The following is a 22,029-nucleotide window of genomic DNA, read 5'->3' as shown; positions in this document are numbered from 1 at the left end:
TCATTTACCCTGTTGCCGAGGATCGAGCAGATCGCGAATGCCGTCACCGAGCAGGTTAAAACCGGCGGCAGTAATCAGAATCGCCACACCGGGAAAGGTCGAATACCACCACTGATCGAGAATGTACTTGCGACCATTGGCAACCATCGCGCCCCATTCGGCATCTGGTTGTTGAGCCCCCAGTCCGATAAAACCGAGGGCCGAGGCCATCAAAATGGCGCTGCCGATATCCAGAGTGATTTGCACGGTCAACGGCCCCATGGCGTTGCGCAGCACATGCCAGCTGATGATATGCATGTGCCCAGCGCCGAAAGTGCGAGCGGCTTTGACATAAGCCATTTCTCGAATGGACAGCGCCTGGCCACGTGCCAGTCGCACGTAAAACGGGATACGTACGAGGGTTATTGCAAGCATTGCATTGAACAGGCTCGCGCCGAGTGCAGCGGTCATTGCCATGATCAATACCAGCGAAGGTACCGAAAGCAAAATATCCATCAGGCGCATGATCATGCTGTCGAACTTGCCGCCGACAAGTCCGGACATGCAGCCAAGCAGGGCACCAGAGATTCCGGCAACAAAGGCCACGAAAAGACCGACTCCAACGGATTGTCGGCTGCCATAAAGCACGCGGCTGAGCAGGTCACGTCCGATCTCATCGGTGCCAAACCAATGCTTCAGGGAAGGCGCTTGCAGGCGTTCAGCCAAACTCATGGCATTCGGATTGAATGGCGCCAGCCATGGCGCAAACAGCACGCAGAACAGTACCAATAATGCGATGCTCAGGCCGATCATAGCCAACGGGTTTTGCCGCAGCCGATGCAAGGTGTACTTCAGACGTTCGTTGTGGCGTTGCCGGCCGGATTGTAGGTAGATAAGAAACGTGGGGATTACGGACATCTCAGCTTACCTCGCGGATACGTGGGTCGATCAAGCCGTACAGCACGTCGACGAGTAGATTGACTAGCACATAGACCAGTGACACTAAAATCGCGAAGCCCATGACTGCGGGAAAGTCCAAGGCCTGAATCGCATCGACCACGTAGGCACCCATTCCCGGCCATGCAAATACTGTTTCAGTCAGTACGGCACCATATAAAAGGTCGCCTAAAGTTAGGCCGATGACCGTTACTGTTGGGATCATGGCATTAGGCAAGGCGTGGCGAAGAATGACTGTTCGCCGTGATAACCCATAAGCACGCGCGGTGCGGATATAGTCTTCGTCGAGTTGTTCGAGCATTGCCGAACGGATCTGCCGCGCAATAACGCCAAGGTTTACCAATGCCAGCGTTATTGCGGGCAATAGAAGATGCAGCCAGGTATTGGCAAACAGCGCCCAGTCACCTGCGAGCAAGGAATCAATAAGGTAGAAGCCGCTTATGGTCGGCGGTGGCGTGAATTCGGGGTCAATTCGGCTACCACTGGGCAACCAGCCGAGATGCCCGTAGAAGAGCATGATTAGACCGAGAGCAAGCCAAAAGGTCGGCGTCGAAATCCCAATGATGGAGATTGCCCGCGCCACTTGATCGATCCAGCGATTACGATAAACAGCGGACAATACTCCTAAAGGAATGCCGATCAGGATCGACAACAGCAGTGCGGTCAGGGCCAGTTCCAGAGTCGCTGGGAAATAAACTTGCAAATCCTCTAACACCGGTCGACCGGTACGGATTGAGGTGCCGAGATCCCCGCTGAATAGCTCAAGCATATAGCGGCCGTACTGTTCGTAGATGGGTAAATCCAGACCGAGTTGATGTCGGATGCTTTCTATGACGGCTTCGCTGGCCCGATCGCCGGCAATCAGTCTTGCCGGATCTCCCGGTATCAAATGTGAGATGCAAAAAGTTATCAACGAGACGCCGATTAACACCAACAGCAAACCTGTCAGGCGTTTGCGCAGCAACGTAAGAAAGCCCATGTGGACCTCATAAAAATATAGTCGTAGGTGGGGAGCGCAGCGCTCCCGGAAACGCAGAGTTACTTACTGATGCTGCCGATGTTGAACACCTGCTCAAGCATTGGGTTGAACACGAACCCCTTGACTGAGTCGCGCATCGCCATTGAATAATTCTTCTGGTACAAATAGGCGTAGGCTGCCTCGTCGATAACGATTTTTTGTGCTTGCTGATACAGGCGCGTGCGTTCCTCCACATCGCTGAGCGATGCAGACTTGCGGATCAGTTCATCGACTTTTGCGTTGTGATAGAAGGAGCGGTTGCCGGCCAAGCCATTTTTACTGGAGTCGAACCAGTAATTCATATACATGAAAGGATCGGAGAAATCCGGGGTCCAATAGCCGATGGAAATGTCGAAGTCGCCTTTGTCGAGCCGCTCACGCATGGGTGCATTGGCCAGTTTTTCCAAGCGTAAGTTGATGCCCAATTCGGCCAGATTGGCTTGTATTGTCAGGCCAATCGTCTCCCAGGTTGGATCCTTGTCGGAGTACATGAAGGTCAGCGTTTTGACGGATTGCCCGCTCTTGGCCAATGCGGCTTTAGCCGAGATTAAATCCTGGGTTACCGCGATGATGCTTGGATCGTTGCCCCACATACCCGTCGGTATAGGTTGGGTCAGACGCTGGGACTTGTTTTTAAGAATGCCACTGACGATGCCCTCATAATCGATCGCACTGACGATTGCACGGCGCACATCCGGGTTGCTTAACGGTGCTATTCCGTTGTTCAGGTACAGATAGGACACTTGTTGAGACAGTGCGCGAAAAACCGTTACTCCGGGCTTGCCTTGCATTCCATCGAGCTGGTCTTCCGGCATGTTCTCAACAATGTCGAGGTCGTCATGTTCAAGTTGTAGGCGACGTACCGAGCTTTCGCCGATGATTCTGATCACCACCTTGTTCAATACGGGCTTTGGCCCTGCGAAATGGCTGTTCGGCAGCATGGTCAAACTTTGTCCTTTTTTCCATTCAGCCAGGCGAAACGGACCGGATCCAGCGGTGTGGTTTGAGAGATAAGCATCAGCATCTCCCTTGCTTGATATGTTGGGATTGACGATGCCCGCACCGTTGGTAGCCAACGTAAAGACGAATGGTGCGTAGGGTTTGCTCAAAGTGAAACGTACGGTCATCGGGTCAACCACATTGACCTGCATATCGTCGGGAAAAGCTCCCGAAGGACCGCGTTTGAGTCTCATCAGGCGGTCGAACGAGAACTTCACCGCGTCAGCGTCGACTGCAGCACCGTCGTCGAACTTATTGCCGGGTTTTAGCTTGAACTCCCAAATCAATCCATCTGCGCTTGTGGTCCAGCTTTGTGCGAGGTCACCCTCAATGCTGGTCAGGCCCTTGCCGTCTTTCTCTTGATAACGCATCAGCTTTTGATAGGCTGGATAGGTAATCGTCCAATCATTAGTATCAAATGTGACAGCTGGGTCAATAGTCAATGGATCCACGGTTTTGCCGATGACCAAAGTATCAGTCGCATTGCTGGCGAAGACAGTCGGTTGAAGTAGCAAGCCAAAACACAGAAAGGCCAGGTGAATGCGAAATTTGGGAGTAGAGCAGGAGCTGCCAAGATGCATACGAGTCATCGCAAGTTTCCTCGTTATTCCGAATGAAAATCAGATAACGGCAGTGGTGCAAACGCACACTGAGGGACACAAGTCATCGTCAGAAAAAACGCTTCTGATGCTTGTCTTTTTTTATTTTTGAAGCCCTGAAGGCTGGGTGGGCCTCAGGTCGAACGCAAAACTGGTTATCCGTAGGTGTTCATTGGCAGTGCTCCTGAAGATTATCGAATTACCATTATTGTTACATTTCGATCTTCGATGTAATCAATCTAACATCAATAAAAAACATCTACAAGCGCCGCTCGTGAGGATTTTTGATGCTTCGTAAGCCGCGAATTGCTGCGGTAAGAGCTTCAAACCAACGGCTCAAACCAACGGCTCAATCCGACAGCGGCGGCACGAAACGGTGTTCCGTGCGACTAGGGCAGGGGAGGTGGGGAGAGTCAGTCACTTAGGGGCAACGAACACTTTTCTCTGTTTGGGATCGCCGACTAATAGGTGTTCGCGTACGACGGAAGATTTGATATTTCAACTGGACGAAATGGGTCTTATCGTGCCCACTTTGCGAGCAATGAGCGACAAGTAGATGCGGAAACTCGATGCTGACGGACTTTCGTTCTGAATGTTTTGTTCCAGCTTCACCGGCAAGAAAGCGGGCAAGTCCGTGAGCTGTTGATCGCGGTAAAGCGGCAACCATTTTCGCACGACGTTGGCGTTGATGCCGTGACTCATCGAGACACTGGCAACAAAGGCGCCCGGTTGCAGGCATTCCTGGACGACTTGGGCTTTGAAGGGCTTTGGATAAAGGATAGTCACGCAGGGCATCTCGCCAAGATCGTCACTGAATGAACAGACAGCTCCAAAACTCTTACAAAATCTGCTCGCTCACTGAGCGCGTGGATTCCTTGCCCCTTTGGGCTCATTACGCCAAGAATCACACCGGTTTCGCGATGGGGTACGACTTCCGGTGCTTGCCGTTAGAAAGCTTGGTCGGTCTATCGTTGTGGCCTGTCAGATACAGTGGTGGTTTTCAATGCCTCGGATTTACTACGAGGGGTAAAGCCAGGACAGCCATTCAACAATTTGTTTGGTTTGATCGCTGCACTTCGCAAATCACCCGATTGGACAGCCGTCCAGTTCTTCAAGGGGTCGCTTGCTCTGACTGAGTTTGAAGTAGCCAGCCCAGCCGCGCAGTACGGGGTTAATCCGCTCGATGACGTTCGCCATCTTGTGGCCCCGCGCTCCGCGCAGCAGGTCTCTGAGTCGGTCGCGTAAGCGACCCAGACTCATCGTCGCTACTCTTAACCTCGGTTGTTGATGCCAGCTCATCCCGTAACCTAGATAGTCACAGACCCAAGGCCGTGCCACGCGGCTCTTTTCCCGATTCAGCGTCAGTTTCAGACGCTGCCTCAAGAACCGCTCGACGCTTGCCATCACTCGTTCGCCAGCCCGCTGACTACGCACACAAATGTTCGCGTCATCGGCATAACGCACGAAACGATGGCCGCGCCGTGTCAGCTCTTGGTCGAGTTCGTTGAGCAGGATGTTCGACAGCAACGGCGAGAGCGGGCCGCCTTGCGGCGTCCCTTCCTGCCGTCGGCTGGCGATCCCGCCCGACATCACGCCTGCCTCGAGATAACGGCGAATGAGCCTGAGCACCCGTTTGTCTTCAACTTGACGCTGCACATAGGCCATCAATACATCGTGGTTGACCCGATCGAAGAACTTCTCCAGATCGAGTTCCACGCACCAGCGGTGACCCGCCGCCACATGGGCACGGGCTGTTTCGATGGCTTGGTGGGCGCTTCTGCCCGGACGAAAACCGTAGCTGTAATCCGAGAACAGCGGATCAAAGATCGGCGTGAGCTGTTGCAGCAGCGCCTGTTGGATCAGGCGATCCACGACGCTGGGAATGCCCAGCTGTCTTGTCCCGCCTTTGGGCTTGGGGATTTCGACGGCACGTACACCTTGCGGGTGATACTCGCCGGCCAGCAACCGAGCCTTGAGGGTCGGCCAATACTGTTTCACGTAGCCCGCCAATTCGTCGACCGTCCGGCCATCGGCACCCGGCGCACCCTTGTGCTGACCACGCGCTGATACGCACGCTTGAGGTTGGCCGGTGCAAGCACCCGCGCCATCAGCGTGTCCGGCTCCGCGTTCGTCCACGTCACAGACACCGCCGATACCTGTGCGCTGTCAGCCGTCGTCCTCGGATTCTGTCCGGGACTCGGGTAACAGTCTTCTCTGGGAGAAATTTCTGCATTTCGGTATTCAACGAGACTCTGGCGCCTACTGGCGGCATAACCTGTTCGGCCCTTGGTGGCGTGGTTACTCGCCACTTACTACGGCCTCGGCTGACTTCTGCAGGCTCATCCCGTCGCCTCTCGACGCTCGGTAGCACAATGGCAAACCTGCAGATCTCCCAGGGTAATTCGCGCGACCTTCCTGCTTATGCCTGTCGGATCTGCGTTGCCAAATCGGGTCCGGAAAGGCAGATGTTTTACCTGTCGATGCCATGGCATCCACTGTGACGATAGCCGGTTTCAGGCTGAGTTCAATCCGTTAGTCTCGGTTCACTCGACAGGCGGGATTCGAACGATAAGGATCCCTGTCATGCTGATTGCAGTAGCTTCCTTAGCCCATCGAAACGCTTGCACTCGGCTTTGAGCCACGATGTAAAAGCCATAACGCGTGGGTCTTTCGGCTGACGGGACAACAGCACATAACGGGCGGGCGCCTTCACATAGGTCCCGAATACATTGACGAGACGCTTGCTTTTGAGCTCATCGTAAATCAGGGCGGTACGGCCCATTGCTACCCCCTGATGATTTAATGCCGCTGTGATGGCAAGACTGGAAAGATTGAATTGCAGCCCGTCCATTTGCTCAATCCACTCGGGGCGGGCCGCTTCTAACCACGTGCGCCATTCGACAAATTCGGGGGCTCCCATCCACGGTGCCGCGTCGTGTAGCAGTGTGACGCTATTCAGGTTTTCGCCGTTTGCGAAGGATGGATGCTGTGCAAGGTACTCGGGGCTCGCCACGGCAATAAGATACTCATCAAGGATGATGTCAGCTTGTATTTGGCTGTAATGGGTCGGGTCGTAACGGATGGCCACATCGATATCGTCGATGTTCATCGCATGTTGGTTCAGTATCTGAAATTCGGCTTTCAGGCGCACCGAGACGTCTGGTTGCTGGAAATGAAACTCAGTCAAACGCGGCAACAACCACTGCAACGCTAGTGACGGTAAGCAGCTTACCTGCAATGGTGTATTCGACAGACTGAGTTGCTGAAGCGTCTGGTCGATATCGAGAAATGCTTTCGAGGTGGTATCGAAGAGCACCAGACCTTTGCTAGTCAACTGTATACCCCGTGCCTGACGCACGAACAACGGATAGCCGAGGCGGTCTTCCAGTTGACGAATTTGCTGGCTAACCGCGCTTTGGGTCAGGTTGAGCGCTTGAGCGGCCTTGGTAAAGCTCAGCTGCCGCCCAGCCATTTCGAAGCATTTCAGCGCACCAAGGATGGAAGAATAGAGGTGCATAGATATTAGCCCGGCTAATGAAGTCATTAAAAAATAACGTTGTTTTTGCGACGTCAACGGTTCTAGTATTTTGCTCAACAGCCAGAATCTACAACAAAAAGGCCAACCGCAATGACCTTCGCGCTCAAACCTACTGACTTATTAGAAAAACTACAATTGAGAGAACCACTTCTGTGGCTCAATCCCAATGTAGGGCAGCCCCTGCCCGAAGACGCCCCATCAGCAGATCAGATCACCTCCGCACAAGTACGACTCAAACAATGCGAACCTTTGATGGCGATGCTGTTTCCCGAGCTTGAGAGCACTGGCGGGCAGATCGAGTCCCGACTGATGCCTGCGGACGAGTTGCAAAAGAACCTGGGATGTAGTCAAGGTAAATGGTTCATCAAACGTGACGATGAGTTGCCTGTTGCAGGGTCCATCAAAGCGCGCGGTGGTATCCATGAAATACTGACACACGCCGAATCCATCGCTATCGAGCACGGTTTGCTAGGGGAGCTCGGCGACCGGCGCATTCTTGCCTCGCTGCCCGCTCGAGAATTGTTTTCCAAGCACGTGGTTGCAGTCGGCAGCACTGGCAATCTGGGGCTGAGCATCGGCGTCATCGCCGCAGCCCTCGGGTTTGAAGCAGTGGTTCACATGTCTACCGACGCCAAGCTTTGGAAGAAAGACCGCCTTAGGAATCGCGGCGTACGCGTGGTTGAGCACGAAGGCGATTATGCCCAAGCGGTCGCCTCTGGGCGCTTGGAAGCCTTGAGTACACCGCGCTGCCATTTCGTTGATGATGAACGCTCCAGCCTGCTGTTCCTCGGCTATGCAGCCTGTGCTGGGCATTTGGCCGAGCAATTGGCCGAAGCCGGTCGCACAGTTGATGCCGCCCACCCTTTGTTCGTCTACATCCCTTGCGGTGTGGGGGGGGCTCCTGGGGGCATCACCTATGGCCTGAAAGCGTTGTATGGGCCGAACGTGCATTGTTTCTTTGCAGAACCGGTCGCTTCGCCTTGTATGCTCGTTCAATTGGCAGCCGGAAATGAGCAACCGGTTTCGGTTTACGACATCGGCCTGGACAATCGCACAGAAGCCGATGGGTTAGCAGTCGGGCAAGCCTCTTGCTTCGTAAGCCCTTTGATGGCTGCGCAGCTGGCCGGGGTGTTCACCATCAGCGACGAACAACTTTACGCTCAACTGCTCGAGACGAAGCACGCCCTTGACGTTTCGCTCGAGCCCTCCGCTGCAGCGGGTATCGGTGGTCCAAGTTGGCTGGAACATACATCCGAAGGGCAAAAATATCTGCGTGACAACAACCTCGACATCAGTGACGCGACGCATTTGATCTGGGCGACGGGCGGGTCGTTGGTGCCACCGGAGGAACACGTGAGCTTCCAGGCTCGTGCGAAGGACCTGTCCTGCTGAATATTCACTGATCGCAAGAAGCGCCCGCCCGAAATGGCTTTGGGTCGACTAATCAACCTTATAAAACTATAAAAACAATGACCCTTATCCATGAGCCAGAGAACAGCCGCAGCCTCCAGCGTTGCACACCACCCCCTACCGAAGCAGTCAATGCCAATGCCCTATGCCGCAGGGTTGCATTTCATTCCATTATTAATGGTCTGTTATGTTGTTGCGTACCTGGACCGCATCAATATTGGTATTGCAAAACTGAATATGCTGACTGACTTGCAGTTCAGCGAAGCCGCCTACGGGTTGGGCGCTGGGCTTTTTCTCATCGGTTATATGCTGTTTGAGGTGCCGAGCAACCTCATCATGCGTGGGATCGAGGTACGGGTGTGGATGCGCTCGCATCATGGTGTCATGCGGATTGCTTTCCGCGCTCATGGTCATCGCTCCTTGTCAGTTATACACATTGTGTTTTTTTTGGGTCGAGGCAGGGTTTTATCCTGGCGTCATCCTCTATCTGACGTACCGGTTTCCCAGTCATCATCGGGCAAAGATTACCGCCTTCTTCCTGACGGTCATCCCGCTTGCTGACCTTATAGGTAGTCCGTTATCTATCTGGATCATGGGACATCTCCATCAAGTGGGCGGTTACGCAGGATGGAAGTGGATGTTTGTGCGTGCGGAATTATTTACTGTTCCGTTCGTGAGTCCTTATTTGATCGGCTGGATTCTCGACACACTCCATAGCTCGTCTCCCGCTATCTTGTTCATCCCGGGTAGTCTCTTGGTTAGCACGCTCATCTCATTGAGCTTTGATCCCAAACAGGTCAATCGCTAAGCGCACATCTTTTACAGAGGTAACACCATTGACTTCCAATGACTCGAAAATCCGTTTGGCAGTAGCAGGATTTATCCATGAGACAAATACCTATGCTACAGAATTCGCCGGACTGACGACGCTTGCGGCATTCGAACACTATCGAGGACATGAAATCGCACATGCGTTCTCGGGGGCAAACCATCAAGTGGGAGGCTTCATTGAAGGGGCCAACCGTGCAGGAGTAGAGCTTGCCTACACGTTCCTTGCGGAGGCTACGCCCTCGGGAACAATAGAGACCGCCTATCCCCTGTTTCTATTTCTTCGTTTGGCTTTACGAAATGGTTTTTCAGTCAAGCAAATTGCTCTCTGTTGCAAGCGTTTTGCTCATGATATTGATCTGTTTGCCATATTTGGCTGAGCTGATCATCGGCGTACTATTTCCGTAGCCAGTACGAGGCCGTGAAATACCTGTCGTGACTGGATGTAAAATTCTTGAATGTTTAAAAAAATGGAGGTGCAGCGGGATTTTTATTGCTAAGTGTTTGGGAAGTGTTTGTCAGTAGTCCGTCAGTCGGCGGGTAGCAGTAAAGTACGACTATTGAGGATTTATGTCCGAACAGTAGTTGCCAAAAAAACATGGTCAAAGCCGTCAAATTGTTAACTGCCCTTAAATCAAACTACAACATCTAGGGATTCTCATATGATTTCGCTTCGAAAGCTCTTCGTATTTACACTTTTTCCTCTTTGCGCGAATGTAGCGTTGGCCAAGGAGTACAAAGAACTGCGTTTTGGCGTTGATGCTTCTTACGCACCATTCGAGTCTAAAGCCGCAGATGGCAGTCTTACGGGATTTGATATCGATCTGGGGAATGCGATCTGTGCCAAATTGAAGGTCAAGTGCACATGGGTCGAGAGCGATTTCGACGGCACGATTCCTGGCCTGAAGGCCAACAAGTTTGACGGCATTCTCTCCTCCATGACGGTGACCCCTGCCCGCGAGAAAGTCATCGACTTCTCAAATGAGCTGTTCTCCGGCGCAACCTCTTACGTGTTCAAGAAAAATTCTGGTCTGAGCGAAGAGGTTACTTCCCTTAAGGGTAAGACCGTAGGCTATTTGCAAGGAAGTATCCAGGAAGCCTATGCCAAAGCGGTTCTAGATAAGGCTGGTGTCAAAACTCAGGCCTATCAGAACCAGGATCAGGCTTATTACGACCTGGTTTCCGGTCGCCTCGATGCGGCGATCCAGGACATGCTGCAAGCGCAGCTGGGTTTTTTGAATTCCCCCCAAGGCACTGGTTATGAAGTCAGTAAGCCCGTTGACAGCGAGTTACTGCCAGCCAAAACAGCTATTGGTATCTCTAAAGGTAACAAAGACCTCAAGGCCTTTTTGGATAAGGGCATCCAAGCGTTACACGATGACGGTACCTATGACTTAATCCAGAAAAAACATTTCGGTGATCTGAATCTCTATAGCGGCAAGTAAGGCCCCGGTGCCCGTCCTCGGGGCGGGCGCTTTATTATCGCGATAGGTTCCTGAATTATGTTCGAAATACTGTTGCAGGCCCTTGGGCTCCCCACATACAGCATGAAAGGGTTCGGTCCTCTGTTGCTGGAGGGCGCCTGGATGACCGTCAAGTTGTCAATACTCTCGCTGCTGTTGAGCGTGCTGCTTGGTCTTATCGGGGCCAGTGCCAAACTTTCCAGTGTCAAACTCCTGCGAATCCCAGCACAGCTCTACACTACCCTGATTCGCGGGGTGCCGGACCTAGTGCTGATGCTACTGATCTTTTACAGCCTGCAAACCTGGTTGACCGGGATCACGCAGGCACTGGATTGGGAATACATAGAGATCAATCCGTTTGTTGCCGGGATCATCACGCTGGGGTTTATCTACGGGGCCTATTTCACTGAGACCTTTCGCGGGGCGATGCTAGCTGTGCCCCGTGGACAGGTGGCAGCGGCCACCGCCTATGGTTTAAGTCGCACTCAGCGCTTTCGCTTTGTGGTCTTCCCGCAAATGATGCGTTTTGCTTTACCGGGTATTGGCAATAACTGGATGGTCATCCTCAAAGCCACTGCACTGGTGTCGATCATAGGCCTTGCTGACTTGGTAAAGGCAGCCCAGGACGCTGGTAAAAGCACCTATCAATTGTTCTATTTTCTGGTCTTGGCAGCGCTTATTTATTTGGTGATTACCAGTACTTCAAACTATGTCCTGCGTTGGTTGGAACGGCGTTATGCGGCAGGTTCCCGGGAGGCTGTACGATGATCGAACTCTTGCAAGATTACTGGAAGCCTTTTCTCTATAGCGACGGCCACCAGATCACGGGGCTGGCCATGACCTTGTGGTTGCTCAGTGCCTCAATCTTCATCGGCTTTTTGGTGTCGATCCCGTTGTCCATTGCCCGGGTTTCATCCAAGTGTTACCTACGCTGGCCCGTACAGTTCTACACCTACCTGTTTCGGGGAACGCCGCTCTATATCCAGTTGCTGATCTGCTACACCGGGATCTACAGCCTGGCTGCAGTTCGTGCACAACCGGTGCTCGATGCATTCTTTCGCGACGCGATGAACTGCACCGTCCTTGCGTTTGCGCTGAACACCTGCGCTTACACCACGGAGATTTTCGCCGGAGCAATTCGCAACATGGCCCATGGCGAAGTTGAAGCTGCGAAGGCCTATGGCCTGACGGGTTGGAGGCTCTATGCCTACGTGATAATGCCATCGGCGTTACGCCGCTCGTTGCCGTACTACAGCAACGAAGTAATTTTGATGCTGCATTCGACCACTGTGGCCTTCACTGCAACCGTCCCGGACATTCTGAAAGTTGCTCGCGACGCCAACTCGGCGACCTTTCTGACCTTTCAATCGTTCGGTATTACTGCGCTGATTTACCTGATGGTTACCTTCGCGCTTGTCGGACTATTTCGCATCGCCGAGCGCCGTTGGTTGGCTTTCCTTGGTCCGGCTCATTAGGGCTTGGTACTCCATATGGCCGCTCATTAGGCCTCGGGCTTTGTCGCCGGCTGTCACAGCTGCACAGCGACGCCACATTTTCCCTTAGAGGATGATTGCGCACATGTACAAATTGACTGTTGAAGAACTGCACAAGAGTTACGGTAACCACGAAGTACTCAAGGGCGTATCTCTGAAAGCCAAAACCGGTGATGTGGTCAGCTTGATCGGCGCCAGTGGGTCAGGCAAAAGCACCTTCCTGCGCTGCATCAACTTTCTCGAAACACCCAATGACGGAGCCATGAGCTTGGACGGCAAGCAGATTCGCATGGTCAAAAAACATCATGGCATGCAGGTGGCCGATGCCGTTGAGTTGCAAAGGCTGCGCACCCGTCTGGCCATGGTCTTCCAGCACTTCAATCTGTGGGGCCACATGACCGTTCTGGAAAACATCACGATGGCCCCGCGCCGGGTGCTGGGTGTCAGCAAAAAAGATGCTGAAGATCGTGCCCGACGTTATCTGGACAAGGTGGGGCTGCCAGCGCGTGTTGCGGAGCAGTTTCCAGCATTTCTCTCTGGCGGTCAGCAACAGCGAGTGGCGATTGCACGAGCATTAGCGATGGAGCCGGAGGTACTGCTGTTCGACGAACCGACGTCGGCGCTGGATCCGGAACTGGTGGGCGAAGTACTAAAGGTGATTCAGGGCCTGGCCGAAGAAGGCCGGACCATGATCATGGTGACCCACGAAATGAGCTTTGCCCGCAAGGTGTCGAGCCAGTTACTGTTTCTGCATCAAGGCCGAGTCGAGGAGCAGGGAGGGGCAGAGATTCTGGATAATCCGCGCAGCGAGCGCCTTCAACAGTTTCTGTCTAATGGACTGAAGTGAATAGAGTTAACAATGAAAAGGAAGGAAAAAAATCCCGATTTTTCACGAGCATTGGGGCGTATTGATGAGGCTATCATTGACGTATTACGCCATGACGGGCGCATCACGTACCAGAAACTAGCAACACTTGTGCACCTGACCGCAAGCCCCTGCCAAGAACGCGTACGCAAGTTGGAGAGGCTAGGGGTGATTCGCGGTTATGGTGCGTTTATCGATGTGCAAAAGGTCTCACCGGGATTGTCACTACAGGTATTGGTCGCTATATCGAGCCAGAATCGGCGCACTGCACAAAAAGCCTTCGAAGCATGTGTAGATAGCTGTCCTCAGGTCTTGGAATGCCATCTTATCAGTGGTCCGTTCGACTACAGCCTGCGTATGCACTGTACAGATATGAAGCACTATCGTGCGCTTACGGAAGTTTGGTTGGAGAATGAGGACCTGTGTATCGACAAACTGGTTGCCTACCCTGAATTGGCTGTTGTTAAGCATTCGTCCACACACCACGACTAGCGGTGCAGTGTAAAAGATACGGGCTACGCATGAGATGAGCTGGCGCAGGTCTTAAAGACTGCCGTTGGAGTTAAATAATAAAAACAGAAATTTTTAATCTCGGGTAAATTGCCAATGACTGTCCACTTAAGGTTCAGCCACAAAGTTCTGCTCGCCGCATCGCTCGTAGTCATTGCAGCATTCTCATTATTCACACTGTACAACGATTATTTTCAGCGCGACGCTATACGTACAAACCTCGAAAGCCACCTTGAGGGGATGAGCAAAATTGCTGCAAGCAATGTCCAGGCTTGGCTGTCTGGACGTGTTTTGCTGATAGACAGCATCGCTCAGACTGTTGCCAACGACAATACGCCGGACAGTGTGGTGCGCCTACTGGAACAGAAGACGCTGCTTTCAACATTTAACTTCACCTATCTTGGCGGTATCGACGGCAGCTTTGCGATGCGACCAAAAGACGAATTGCCCGCCGATTATGACCCGCGTACCCGGCCTTGGTACAAGGATGCGATGGCAGATGGTGGTACGACTTTGACTGAGCCGTACCTGGATGCATCCACTGGCCAGTTGATGATGACCATCGCTACTCCGGTTCACCATGGAAACCAACCTTTCGGTGTGGTCGGTGGTGACCTGACCTTGGATACCCTGGCGAAAATTGTCAGTTCGCTCGATCTGGGCGGCATCGGTTATGCCTTCTTGGTCAGTGCCGACGGCAAGATACTTGCCCACCCGGATAAAGACCTGGTGATGAAAAAACTTGTCGATATCTATCCGCAAGACACGCCCACTATCAGCACCCATTTCAGTGAGACTGAGCTGGCGGGTGTTCCTTATATTTTGATGTTCTCTCCGGTCAAGGGACTGCCCTCGGTCAACTGGTATATCGGCTTGTCCATCGACAAGAAAAAAGCCTACGAGGCGTTAGGTGATTTTCGCGCTTCAGCTATTTGCGCCACTCTGATAGCCGTGCTAATCACGCTACTTCTATTGGGCATGCTAATCCGCGTACTGATGCAACCTCTGAGGTTAATGGGCAAAGCCATGCGCGATATAGCCCAGGGGAAGGGGGACCTGACCCGACGTTTGGCCGTGCATTCTCAAGATGAGTTTGGAGAATTGGCCTGCGACTTCAACCTTTTCGTGGAGCGAATCCAACATTCAATACGCGAAGTCTCATCAGCGACCGAACAAGTCAACGAAGTGGCAAAGCGAGTGATGCTTGCCTCCAGCTCATCCATAGCAAACTCTGACGAACAGGCCAATCGCACCAACAGCATTGCAGCAGCGATCAACGAGCTGGGTGCAGCCGCTCAGGAAATCGCGTGTAATGCCGGTGATGCCTCACTTCAGGCGTCAGATGCACGCCTTCAGGCTGAGGGTGGCCGGCAAGTGGTAGCACAGACGATCAACGCCATGAACGAGTTGTCAGGAAAAATTCGTGCATCCTGCAGCAACATAGAGACGCTGAATGGTAAGACGGTGAGCATTGGTCGGATCCTTGAAGTGATCAAGGGCATTTCCGAACAGACCAACCTGCTAGCGCTCAATGCCGCTATCGAGGCTGCGCGGGCGGGCGAGGCAGGTCGCGGTTTCGCTGTGGTGGCGGATGAAGTACGCAGTCTTGCCTACCGCACTCAGACATCGGCACAAGAAATCCATACGATGATTGAGGAGCTTCAGGTCGGCGCCCGTGAGGCGGTTTGCACCATGAGCGAAAGCGAGCGCTATAGCCATGAAGGTGTGGTTATCGCCAACCAGGCTGGCGAGCGACTAGGGAGCGTTACTCAGCGTATTGGCGAAATTGATGGCATAAATCAGTCTGTAGCCACTGCTACTGAAGAGCAGACCGCTGTAATCGACTCGCTGAATATGGACATCACCGAGATCAAATCCCTCAACCAGGAAGGCGTGGAGAATCTCCAGGCCACCTTGCTCGCCTGTGATGACCTTGAGCAACAAGCCAGTCGACTCAAGTATCTGGTGGATAGCTTCCGTACTTAAGTTGAATACATCAAGCGCTGCTGATTATTAATAGTTTTTCCTGCTCAGTGGGAACCCTGAGTTATTGATACTGAGGGCACATTGAGCAAACTGAATCGCATCGCGTTTCGGATGTATCTCCTCGCCTAAAAACGAGGTCAATTCGGAAGAGCCATGAGCAATTGGAGTTATCTCAAAGCATTCAAATCTAACCAGTTGATCAACAATATTCGACCTCCGCGTAACCAGAGTTGACGATGGAACGAACTACACATGATGAAGCCTTGCGCAGCCGAGAGATTCACCTACAAGCATTGTTCCTCGCAGGCCTGGGCGGAAACGACAAAGCCTATCTCACGTTTTTGTCGGAGCTAAGTGTTCATGCGCGTAGATTTCTGCGTAATAGACTTCAGCGTCAACCAAGTGAAATCGAGGACTTGCTGCAAGAAGTATTGTTGGCCGTGCATAGCAGGCGCGAAACGTACCTCCCAGATCAACCAGCGACGGCGTGGGTATTTGCCAATGCGCGCTACAAACTCGCTCGAGGTGGGCGCGTCATGATGCGCTTCACGACTCCCTAGACAATGCAGCTGCCTGCCTGTGATTGAGCAGAGTTTGCAGCACTTAACGTTGATGAGCTTTATATCCTCGCCCTTTGCAGGCGAGCCTCCCTTACATGAAACAGGTGAATTCCATGACTGTTCGACCCATGCTGCCGGGTATCCGTGCCATTGAAGCTGAAATGATTGAGTTGCGCCGCCAGCTTCATGCTTACCCGGAGCTCAGCCTTAAGGAGTTCAAAACCTCAGATCTGGTTGCTGCCAAGCTCGAGTCGTGGGGATTTGAGGTGCATCGTGGCTTTGGGGGGACTGGTGTCGTAGGGCGTTTGCAGCAAGGTTGTGGAAGTAAGGTCATTGGTATTCGGGCAGATATGGATGCGTTGCCCATTCTGGAGCAGACCGGATTGCCGTATGCGAGCCAGCATCCAGGCGCCATGCATGCCTGCGGTCATGACGGCCATACTGCAATGCTGCTGGCTGCCGCGCAGCACCTAGCCAACTGCYGGCAGTTCAACGGTACGCTGGTGGTCATCTTTCAGCCCGCCGAAGAAAGCGATGGGGGCGCGCAGAAAATGCTGGATGATGGTCTCCTGGAGCGATTTCCCTGTAATGCGTTGTTCGGCATGCACAACATGCCTGGGTTGCCAGTAGGGAAGTTGGGTTTTCGGGCCGGGCCGTTCATGGCCTCCACCGATACTGTGGAAATTCGAATTGATGGTAGGGGGGGGCATGGTGGAATGCCACACAAAGCCATTGACCCCATACTTACTGGAGGGGCAATTGTCATGGCGCTGCAGAGTATTGTGTCGCGCAATACGGATCCTCTGGAGACGGCGGTGATCACTGTGGGCTCCTTTCATTCTGGTGAGGCGCCCAATGTCATTCCGGGGCATGCAGTACTCCAACTATGTGTTCGCGCCTTGAAGCCTATCGTTCGAGCCGACCTTCTCAAGCGGATTGTCCAGGTTGCCCAAGCTCAGGCGCTTAGCTTCGGCGCTAGTGTCAGCGTGGAGGTTGATAGGGAAGAATCGTTGCCACCCTTGATCAATGATCCTCAGCTTACTGCGTTTGCCCGTCAGGTCGCTGTTGATTGGTTGGGTGAAGAGGGGGTGATTCAAGACATGGCACCTATTGCTGCCAGTGAAGATTTTGCAGTGATGCTTGAGCATTGTCCTGGCAGCTATCTCTTTATCGGTAATGGTGATGGGGAGGGGGGGTGCATGGTGCATAACCCTGGGTACGACTTCAACGATGACTGCCTGGGGACGGGGGCTAGTTACTGGGTTCGGTTAGTTGAACAGTTTCTGGTTTGAGTCGGTTGAGATCAGGTGGTACTTACCCGATCCAGCACCATTTGTGAGTGAGAAACAGGAGCAGCTCAGTCACCAGCGCAATGATTACGGCACTGGTGACAACCAGGGATTGCCTCCCCGGCAAGACTCCCATGAATAAAGAAAGTAAAACTGTCCGGAAAAATCGCAATTGAAAGGTACGCAAGGTTACGTCCCATCTGAAGTACGTCACTCTGCTCAATGGTCATGTGGTTATCGGTCCAGGCCAGGAACGTTGAAGTGCTTCATTCACAAAGCGGGTGAAGGCCTGCACCCGAGCGGTATGTCTCAGGTCCTGATGGGTGAGGACCCAAAGTCCCGTTTTGAGGGCGTTGAGTCCTACGAACGGGACCCGCTCTAGCCCGGGGGTTGAATCTCCCAAATAGCAGGGAAGTGCGGCTATTCCCAAGCCCCCCAGTGCTGCTTGCCTAAGGGTGACCAAAGAGTCGGCCTTGAAAACAATGGACGTTGCAGGAACGCTGGCACGCAGCCATTTTGCAATATCCATTTGACCAAGCGCGAGATCCGGGGCAAGCCATCGATTGAAGTGTGCTGGATCAACGCCCCCATGACGCTCAGAAAATCCCCTGGCAGCGTAAACGGCAAACCCGACATCGGCGATACGCCTACCGATCAATGCGTCGGGAGGACTGTCACTGGTTCGTATTGCTACATCTGCATGCCGTTGGGCCAAATCGCTGATGAAATTGCCGGTGGTGACTTCAAGTGATATCTCGGGATGGAGTTCACTGAATCCTCCAAGTGCCTCCGGTAAAATGGATGCCATTAAAGTATCGCAGGTGGTAATGCGGAGTATGCCCTCCAATCGCAGATCCTTGCCTTCGAGTTTGCGGGACAGTTCGCTGACGGCGATATTCATGATTTGTGCTGTCTGCAGTAATTCTTCTCCGGCGTCAGTCATTGTGTAGCCGGTCGAGAGGCGATCAAATAGTCGAAATGCATGAAGTTTTTCGAACGCATTGATACGCCGCAGCACGGTGGTGTGATTAAGATGAAGTGCGCGTCCGGCAGCGGCAAAAGACTTGTGTTCGGCAACGGCAAGTATCAGGCGCAGATCGTCCCAGTCCCAAGTGTGCATATATGCAGTCCGTAATAGCTAAATTGCAGATTGTAGGGTTGCTGATTACTCGCAACAATATATTCGGAAGGCAGCGCAACGTGCACTGTCAGTGTTATTTTGGAAGTTGTATGGACGATTATAAAGGTATCTCCTATGGTGTTTTATTGCTTCGCCTGACAGCTGGTATTGCGTTGCTGGCGCACTCTCTGTATTTAAAGGTTTTCGTTTTTACAATGTCAGGTACTTCAGGTTTTTTTGAGTCGATTGGCTTGCCGGGTGTGTTGGCGTGGCTGGTTCTCGGAGTTGAGGTCACCACGGGTGCAATGCTGGTGCTGGGCTTTAAAACTCGCTATGCGGCCTTGGCGGCCATTCCTGTTTTGTTGGGTGCCACCTGGGCGCACTCGGGTAATGGCTGGCTGTTCAGCAGTACCGGCGGGGGCTGGGAGTACCCAGCATTCTGGACGGCGGTGCTGATTGCTATCGCGCTGTGTGGCGATGGTGCTTATGCCCTAACGAGGCAGCGTGCATCGGATAAAAATGCCGCCAGCTGAAAGACGGAACAGACGTCCTGAAAAAACCATGACCGCTGCCCAGGCCGAAGCTCCGTTGCCAACTGAACTCTGGTGCGGTTTTTGGCCAACTGGCGGATCAGTGCAACTCCGCAATGAAAAGCCACCCTGATGAGGTGGCTTTTCATCACATGCTACGGGCCTCTTGCTTTAGTCGACCAGTATTCGAATGTTTGAGGTGCCCCACATGGTGTAAACATCGGCGAGCAGTGCACCGTTATTGATGTCTTCCAATTCAGCTTGTGTAATCTCGGCATCGCCTTGTTTGCCATAGAGCGTTACGGTATCGCCGGGCTTGACGTTTTTTATGTCGGTCACATCTACCATAACTGTGTTCATCGAGATTTTTCCGACCGTGGGCACTTTCACGCCATTGATGACGACAAAAGACTTGTTGGTAAACACTCGGCGGTAGCCATCTGAGTAACCTACTGGGATGTTGGCGAGCCTGGAGTCTCGAGTCAGTGTGAGGGTGCGGTCATAACCCACTGTGTTTCCGGCAGGATAGGTGTTGACCGCAGCAACCTTGCTTTTGAGTGACATGACGCGTTTCAGCTCGGCACGGCCGATCAAATCGCCGTAAAGGGCTCCTCCTACACGCACCATGTCCAAGTGTGTTGCCGGGACGTCAAGCGTTGCGAACGAGTTGGCACAATGAACGGTGATTTCGTCACGGTTCAAGTGGGCTGTCTTGATGATCCAGTCCTGCTCCGACATGAACTTGTCATAGGCTTCCATGACGAAGGCCTTATCCTCGACGGCGAAGTGCGTCATGATCCCGGTGACCTTCAGTCCCTTCATTGAGGTGATTTCCAGTACGTCTTTTTTGCCCTGCTCGGTGGCAAGCTCCAAGCCATTCCTGCTCATGGCGCCTGCATTGGTAACGAGATGAATTTTGATGGGCTTGCCATTGTGTTCTGCCAGCGTGCTGATGGCTCGGGCTACCTGTGCATTGCCGATAAGCTCTTCAATGTCATAAGGCAATGCGCTGACGATTTCTCCCTCCGTGGCTTGCCGAACACGAATTATTTTTCCTGTGTAGCCCTCTTTTCTGGCAATTCGCGCTTCTTCATTACTCGCAATACCGATGCAATTAATACCCGCTTCCATGATCGTCGGAATCAATAATGCAATACCGTGACCATAAGCATCTGCTTTCATCACAGCGCACAAACTACTGCCTTTCGATAATCCGCCTTTTACGAATTCGATATTTTGCTTGAAAGCAGATTTACTGATCTCTAACCAGGCGTTTGTTTGGCCTATTGTTGCATTCACGTCCTGCTTGAAATTGTACTCCTGTAGCAGCGGTGCAGCGAAAGCCTGAGTGCCGAGTGTAAGTAAGCCAACAGCAACAAAGTGAGAAGATATTATTTTCATTATTTCATTCTTTGAGTTATTTTTTTGTAGTGGTAGTTGGTGTCATGTTGTTCACTCAATGCTACACCGCCAATACACAGGTGCCAGTTGGCAAATAGCTTGTTGCATAGAGCGTTTTGCTCGTTATAGCAAGCTAACTGCTCGTGTGGGTTATTCTGATGTTAGTGTCTTTACTGTTTCTGCTGGGTGGCAGGGCGGAGTGAGAGCGGTTTGTGAGAAGGGAGTTAATTTTCAATCAGCGCCGATATACAGATCAATTCGTGTACTATTTGTTGGCTTCTCCATTGATACTTTAACTGCGCCGTCTTAAGAGGGCCTGCGGTTTTTGAATCGGGTCTGGCGATCACCCATCTGTTTGCTCACCACATTTACGTCCACATGAAGTCCCCAAAAATCAGTGCGCATGGTCGACGTTTTGGTTGAGGAACTCAATCTGGCGCACTAAGTTTTGACGGCGTTGATCGGAGTTCTTCGCAAGCTGCTTCCTAGTCCTTTGCCTTGCTCGCATATACCTGGTGAGCGACAGCGGTTGCCCGATGACCGATGACTGACGGAGCTTCCCTGTGCATCCTTCAGTGTTGCTCTGAATTGTGCTTTTTATGTGCGCAAATTCCCCTTAAAGCTATCCACAAAAAGGGTGGGTAACTCTGTGGATAATGACCTCGGCACTGTGGAGTACAGCGCTTGCGATGTACAGTTCAGGAATTGAGCAAGTTTTATGTTTGGCTGAGCGCTCTGTTTGAAATGACCGAGCGTAGATCAGCATTATGGTCGATTGGGCGTGTGAGGAGATCGGTGTTGAATCGTTTAACGGTGGTCGCCGACCGAGGCTATTACAAGGAGCTGGAAATACTTGCCTGCGAGCAAGCCGGAATCACTACCTTCGTACCGAAACTAGCGGTATGTCAGGCAACATTGATGTTGAATGTGATGACCCCATCGTCGGAACGCCGCCCGGAACAAGCCCGCTCCAACAGGGATTTGTGGTGTGTGATCATTGACCGTTCCTGACCTTGCTCCAGATCCGCGTCCACACTCGCTCGGTAGTCGGCCTGGGGCTGGAGGGTGAGCAGGGTGGCCATGGCTTCGACGGCAAAGGCCGACAGCGACACCGCCAGGTTGGCGCGAAATCCCATATTGTCGACGGCGCCGTGCTCGGCCTGTCCCTTGGTCACTCGACGCGCTTTAGCCTTGAGGAGCAGGGTCGCCTGCTGTGCGTGCGTGATTGGGTGCTGGCGACGATGCGCCGGCACCTGGATTTACTGCCGCTGGAAGGACCGGAAGCCGAATCACCGGCTGGCGACCTTGCTCGATCGCTTCGATGCACGCCTGACCCTGCGGGAAATCGAAACCGCGCGCCTGATCCTTCAGGGCTCTTCCAGCAAGGCCATCGCCCAGCAAATGGGCATCTCCCCGGAAACGGTGAAAGTGCATCGGCGCAACCTCTATCGCAAGCTCAACGTCAACGGGCATGGCGAGTAGTT

General features: G+C 52.8%; 20 protein-coding genes and 4 pseudogenes. 15 read left to right on the top strand and 9 right to left on the bottom strand.

Annotation, left to right across the window (positions count from 1 at the left end; genetic code table 11):
- The 6 genes and pseudogenes from ddpC to AC1D1M_RS00255 form a co-directional block, all read right to left on the bottom strand.
- Nucleotides 1-897: a D,D-dipeptide ABC transporter permease gene (gene ddpC / locus AC1D1M_RS00280; protein WP_477762120.1), complete on the bottom strand. Its 897-nt coding sequence runs from the start codon at nt 895-897 to the stop codon at nt 1-3.
- 1 nt (nt 898) lies between these two features.
- The gene (locus tag AC1D1M_RS00275; RefSeq protein ID WP_477762119.1) at nt 899-1,915 is read right to left on the bottom strand and encodes an ABC transporter permease; all 1,017 of its coding nucleotides are present in this window, start codon (nt 1,913-1,915) and stop codon (nt 899-901) included.
- A gap of 59 nt (nt 1,916-1,974) precedes the next feature.
- Nucleotides 1,975-3,543, bottom strand: a complete 1,569-nt coding sequence (locus AC1D1M_RS00270; RefSeq protein WP_477762118.1) for an ABC transporter substrate-binding protein — start codon at nt 3,541-3,543, stop codon at nt 1,975-1,977.
- Between the two features lie 507 nt (nt 3,544-4,050).
- Nucleotides 4,051-4,338 carry a transposase gene (locus AC1D1M_RS00265; RefSeq protein WP_477762117.1) on the bottom strand — a complete coding sequence of 96 codons (288 nt, stop codon included), beginning with the start codon at nt 4,336-4,338 and terminating at the stop codon, nt 4,051-4,053.
- Between the two features lie 312 nt (nt 4,339-4,650).
- Nucleotides 4,651-5,824, bottom strand: a pseudogene (gene ltrA, locus AC1D1M_RS00260) (group II intron reverse transcriptase/maturase); the annotation flags it as partial.
- A 309-nt stretch (nt 5,825-6,133) separates the two neighbouring features.
- Nucleotides 6,134-7,147: a LysR family transcriptional regulator gene (locus tag AC1D1M_RS00255; RefSeq protein ID WP_477762116.1), complete on the bottom strand. Its 1,014-nt coding sequence runs from the start codon at nt 7,145-7,147 to the stop codon at nt 6,134-6,136.
- Nucleotides 7,148-7,180: 33 nt separating this feature from the next.
- Between AC1D1M_RS00255 and AC1D1M_RS00250 the strand changes: the two genes are divergently transcribed.
- From AC1D1M_RS00250 to AC1D1M_RS00195, 12 genes and pseudogenes are all read left to right on the top strand, one after another.
- Nucleotides 7,181-8,482: a D-serine ammonia-lyase gene (locus AC1D1M_RS00250; protein WP_477762115.1), complete on the top strand. Its 1,302-nt coding sequence runs from the start codon at nt 7,181-7,183 to the stop codon at nt 8,480-8,482.
- 90 nt (nt 8,483-8,572) lie between these two features.
- Nucleotides 8,573-9,061 (top strand): hypothetical protein, encoded by a 489-nt coding sequence (locus tag AC1D1M_RS00245; protein WP_477762114.1) that lies wholly within the window; start codon nt 8,573-8,575, stop codon nt 9,059-9,061.
- 275 nt (nt 9,062-9,336) lie between these two features.
- Nucleotides 9,337-9,708 carry a M81 family metallopeptidase gene (locus tag AC1D1M_RS00240; RefSeq protein WP_477762113.1) on the top strand — a complete coding sequence of 124 codons (372 nt, stop codon included), beginning with the start codon at nt 9,337-9,339 and terminating at the stop codon, nt 9,706-9,708.
- A 282-nt stretch (nt 9,709-9,990) separates the two neighbouring features.
- Nucleotides 9,991-10,773, top strand: a complete 783-nt coding sequence (locus AC1D1M_RS00235) for a transporter substrate-binding domain-containing protein (RefSeq protein WP_477762112.1) — start codon at nt 9,991-9,993, stop codon at nt 10,771-10,773.
- A gap of 57 nt (nt 10,774-10,830) precedes the next feature.
- Nucleotides 10,831-11,559, top strand: coding sequence for an ABC transporter permease (locus tag AC1D1M_RS00230; RefSeq protein ID WP_477762111.1), 729 nt, complete (start codon nt 10,831-10,833; stop codon nt 11,557-11,559).
- Entirely contained in the window at nt 11,556-12,266 is a 711-nt protein-coding gene (locus tag AC1D1M_RS00225) for an ABC transporter permease (protein ID WP_477762110.1), read from the top strand. The genes AC1D1M_RS00230 and AC1D1M_RS00225 overlap by 4 nt, the downstream gene beginning before the upstream one ends.
- Before the next feature lie 103 nt (nt 12,267-12,369).
- Nucleotides 12,370-13,131 carry an ABC transporter ATP-binding protein gene (locus tag AC1D1M_RS00220; RefSeq protein ID WP_477762109.1) on the top strand — a complete coding sequence of 254 codons (762 nt, stop codon included), beginning with the start codon at nt 12,370-12,372 and terminating at the stop codon, nt 13,129-13,131.
- Between the two features lie 12 nt (nt 13,132-13,143).
- The gene (locus AC1D1M_RS00215; RefSeq protein ID WP_477762108.1) at nt 13,144-13,641 is read left to right on the top strand and encodes an Lrp/AsnC family transcriptional regulator; all 498 of its coding nucleotides are present in this window, start codon (nt 13,144-13,146) and stop codon (nt 13,639-13,641) included.
- A gap of 114 nt (nt 13,642-13,755) precedes the next feature.
- A pseudogene (locus AC1D1M_RS00210) lies at nt 13,756-14,787 on the top strand (cache domain-containing protein); the annotation flags it as partial.
- Nucleotides 14,788-14,859: 72 nt separating this feature from the next.
- Complete coding sequence (locus tag AC1D1M_RS00205; protein WP_477762343.1) at nt 14,860-15,645, top strand: methyl-accepting chemotaxis protein; 786 nt, start codon at nt 14,860-14,862, stop codon at nt 15,643-15,645.
- Between the two features lie 236 nt (nt 15,646-15,881).
- A complete protein-coding gene (locus AC1D1M_RS00200) occupies nt 15,882-16,205 on the top strand; it encodes a sigma factor (protein WP_477762107.1) in 324 nt (107 codons plus the stop codon).
- Nucleotides 16,206-16,318: 113 nt separating this feature from the next.
- Complete coding sequence (locus AC1D1M_RS00195) at nt 16,319-17,497, top strand: M20 aminoacylase family protein (protein ID WP_477774109.1); 1,179 nt, start codon at nt 16,319-16,321, stop codon at nt 17,495-17,497.
- Nucleotides 17,498-17,720: 223 nt separating this feature from the next.
- Here the strand turns inward: AC1D1M_RS00195 and AC1D1M_RS00190 are convergent, their stop codons facing one another.
- On the bottom strand, nt 17,721-18,614 hold the full coding sequence (locus AC1D1M_RS00190; RefSeq protein ID WP_477762105.1) for a LysR family transcriptional regulator: 894 nt from the start codon (nt 18,612-18,614) through the stop codon (nt 17,721-17,723).
- Nucleotides 18,615-18,724: 110 nt separating this feature from the next.
- On the opposite strand from AC1D1M_RS00190, the gene AC1D1M_RS00185 reads away from it, so the two are divergent.
- Nucleotides 18,725-19,147, top strand: coding sequence for a DoxX family protein (locus tag AC1D1M_RS00185; RefSeq protein ID WP_477762104.1), 423 nt, complete (start codon nt 18,725-18,727; stop codon nt 19,145-19,147).
- A 168-nt stretch (nt 19,148-19,315) separates the two neighbouring features.
- On the opposite strand, the gene alr is transcribed toward AC1D1M_RS00185, so the two are convergent.
- The gene (gene alr, locus AC1D1M_RS00180) at nt 19,316-20,545 is read right to left on the bottom strand and encodes an alanine racemase (RefSeq protein WP_477762103.1); all 1,230 of its coding nucleotides are present in this window, start codon (nt 20,543-20,545) and stop codon (nt 19,316-19,318) included.
- Between the two features lie 785 nt (nt 20,546-21,330).
- Here alr and AC1D1M_RS00175 point away from each other — a divergent pair.
- Nucleotides 21,331-21,439, top strand: a pseudogene (locus AC1D1M_RS00175) (hypothetical protein); the annotation flags it as partial.
- An 11-nt stretch (nt 21,440-21,450) separates the two neighbouring features.
- Here AC1D1M_RS00175 and AC1D1M_RS00170 read toward each other — a convergent pair.
- Nucleotides 21,451-21,798, bottom strand: coding sequence for a hypothetical protein (locus tag AC1D1M_RS00170; protein WP_477774230.1), 348 nt, complete (start codon nt 21,796-21,798; stop codon nt 21,451-21,453).
- Between AC1D1M_RS00170 and AC1D1M_RS00165 the strand changes: the two are divergent.
- Nucleotides 21,685-22,027: pseudogene (locus AC1D1M_RS00165) on the top strand (helix-turn-helix transcriptional regulator); the annotation flags it as partial. The gene AC1D1M_RS00170 and the pseudogene AC1D1M_RS00165 overlap by 114 nt on opposite strands.
- Between the last annotated feature and the right edge of the window lie 2 nt (nt 22,028-22,029).

Source organism: Pseudomonas sp. P1_F7, from assembly GCF_056405655.1.
Note: the sequence above shows the minus strand (reverse complement) of the source record. Positions and strands in the feature narration are given on the sequence as shown.

What these genes read in the sequence shown, in the direction of transcription:
- ddpC (WP_477762120.1), bottom strand. Translation starts at nt 897, where the DNA reads ATGTCCGTAATCCCCACGTTTCTTATCTACCTACAATCCGGCCGGCAA.
- AC1D1M_RS00275 (WP_477762119.1), bottom strand. Translation starts at nt 1,915, where the DNA reads ATGGGCTTTCTTACGTTGCTGCGCAAACGCCTGACAGGTTTGCTGTTG.
- AC1D1M_RS00270 (WP_477762118.1), bottom strand. Translation starts at nt 3,543, where the DNA reads ATGACTCGTATGCATCTTGGCAGCTCCTGCTCTACTCCCAAATTTCGC.
- AC1D1M_RS00250 (WP_477762115.1), top strand. Translation starts at nt 7,181, where the DNA reads ATGACCTTCGCGCTCAAACCTACTGACTTATTAGAAAAACTACAATTG.
- AC1D1M_RS00245 (WP_477762114.1), top strand. Translation starts at nt 8,573, where the DNA reads ATGAGCCAGAGAACAGCCGCAGCCTCCAGCGTTGCACACCACCCCCTA.
- AC1D1M_RS00235 (WP_477762112.1), top strand. Translation starts at nt 9,991, where the DNA reads ATGATTTCGCTTCGAAAGCTCTTCGTATTTACACTTTTTCCTCTTTGC.
- AC1D1M_RS00230 (WP_477762111.1), top strand. Translation starts at nt 10,831, where the DNA reads ATGTTCGAAATACTGTTGCAGGCCCTTGGGCTCCCCACATACAGCATG.
- AC1D1M_RS00225 (WP_477762110.1), top strand. Translation starts at nt 11,556, where the DNA reads ATGATCGAACTCTTGCAAGATTACTGGAAGCCTTTTCTCTATAGCGAC.
- AC1D1M_RS00220 (WP_477762109.1), top strand. Translation starts at nt 12,370, where the DNA reads ATGTACAAATTGACTGTTGAAGAACTGCACAAGAGTTACGGTAACCAC.
- AC1D1M_RS00215 (WP_477762108.1), top strand. Translation starts at nt 13,144, where the DNA reads ATGAAAAGGAAGGAAAAAAATCCCGATTTTTCACGAGCATTGGGGCGT.
- AC1D1M_RS00205 (WP_477762343.1), top strand. Translation starts at nt 14,860, where the DNA reads ATGCTTGCCTCCAGCTCATCCATAGCAAACTCTGACGAACAGGCCAAT.
- AC1D1M_RS00200 (WP_477762107.1), top strand. Translation starts at nt 15,882, where the DNA reads ATGGAACGAACTACACATGATGAAGCCTTGCGCAGCCGAGAGATTCAC.
- AC1D1M_RS00190 (WP_477762105.1), bottom strand. Translation starts at nt 18,614, where the DNA reads ATGCACACTTGGGACTGGGACGATCTGCGCCTGATACTTGCCGTTGCC.
- AC1D1M_RS00185 (WP_477762104.1), top strand. Translation starts at nt 18,725, where the DNA reads ATGGACGATTATAAAGGTATCTCCTATGGTGTTTTATTGCTTCGCCTG.
- alr (WP_477762103.1), bottom strand. Translation starts at nt 20,545, where the DNA reads ATGAAAATAATATCTTCTCACTTTGTTGCTGTTGGCTTACTTACACTC.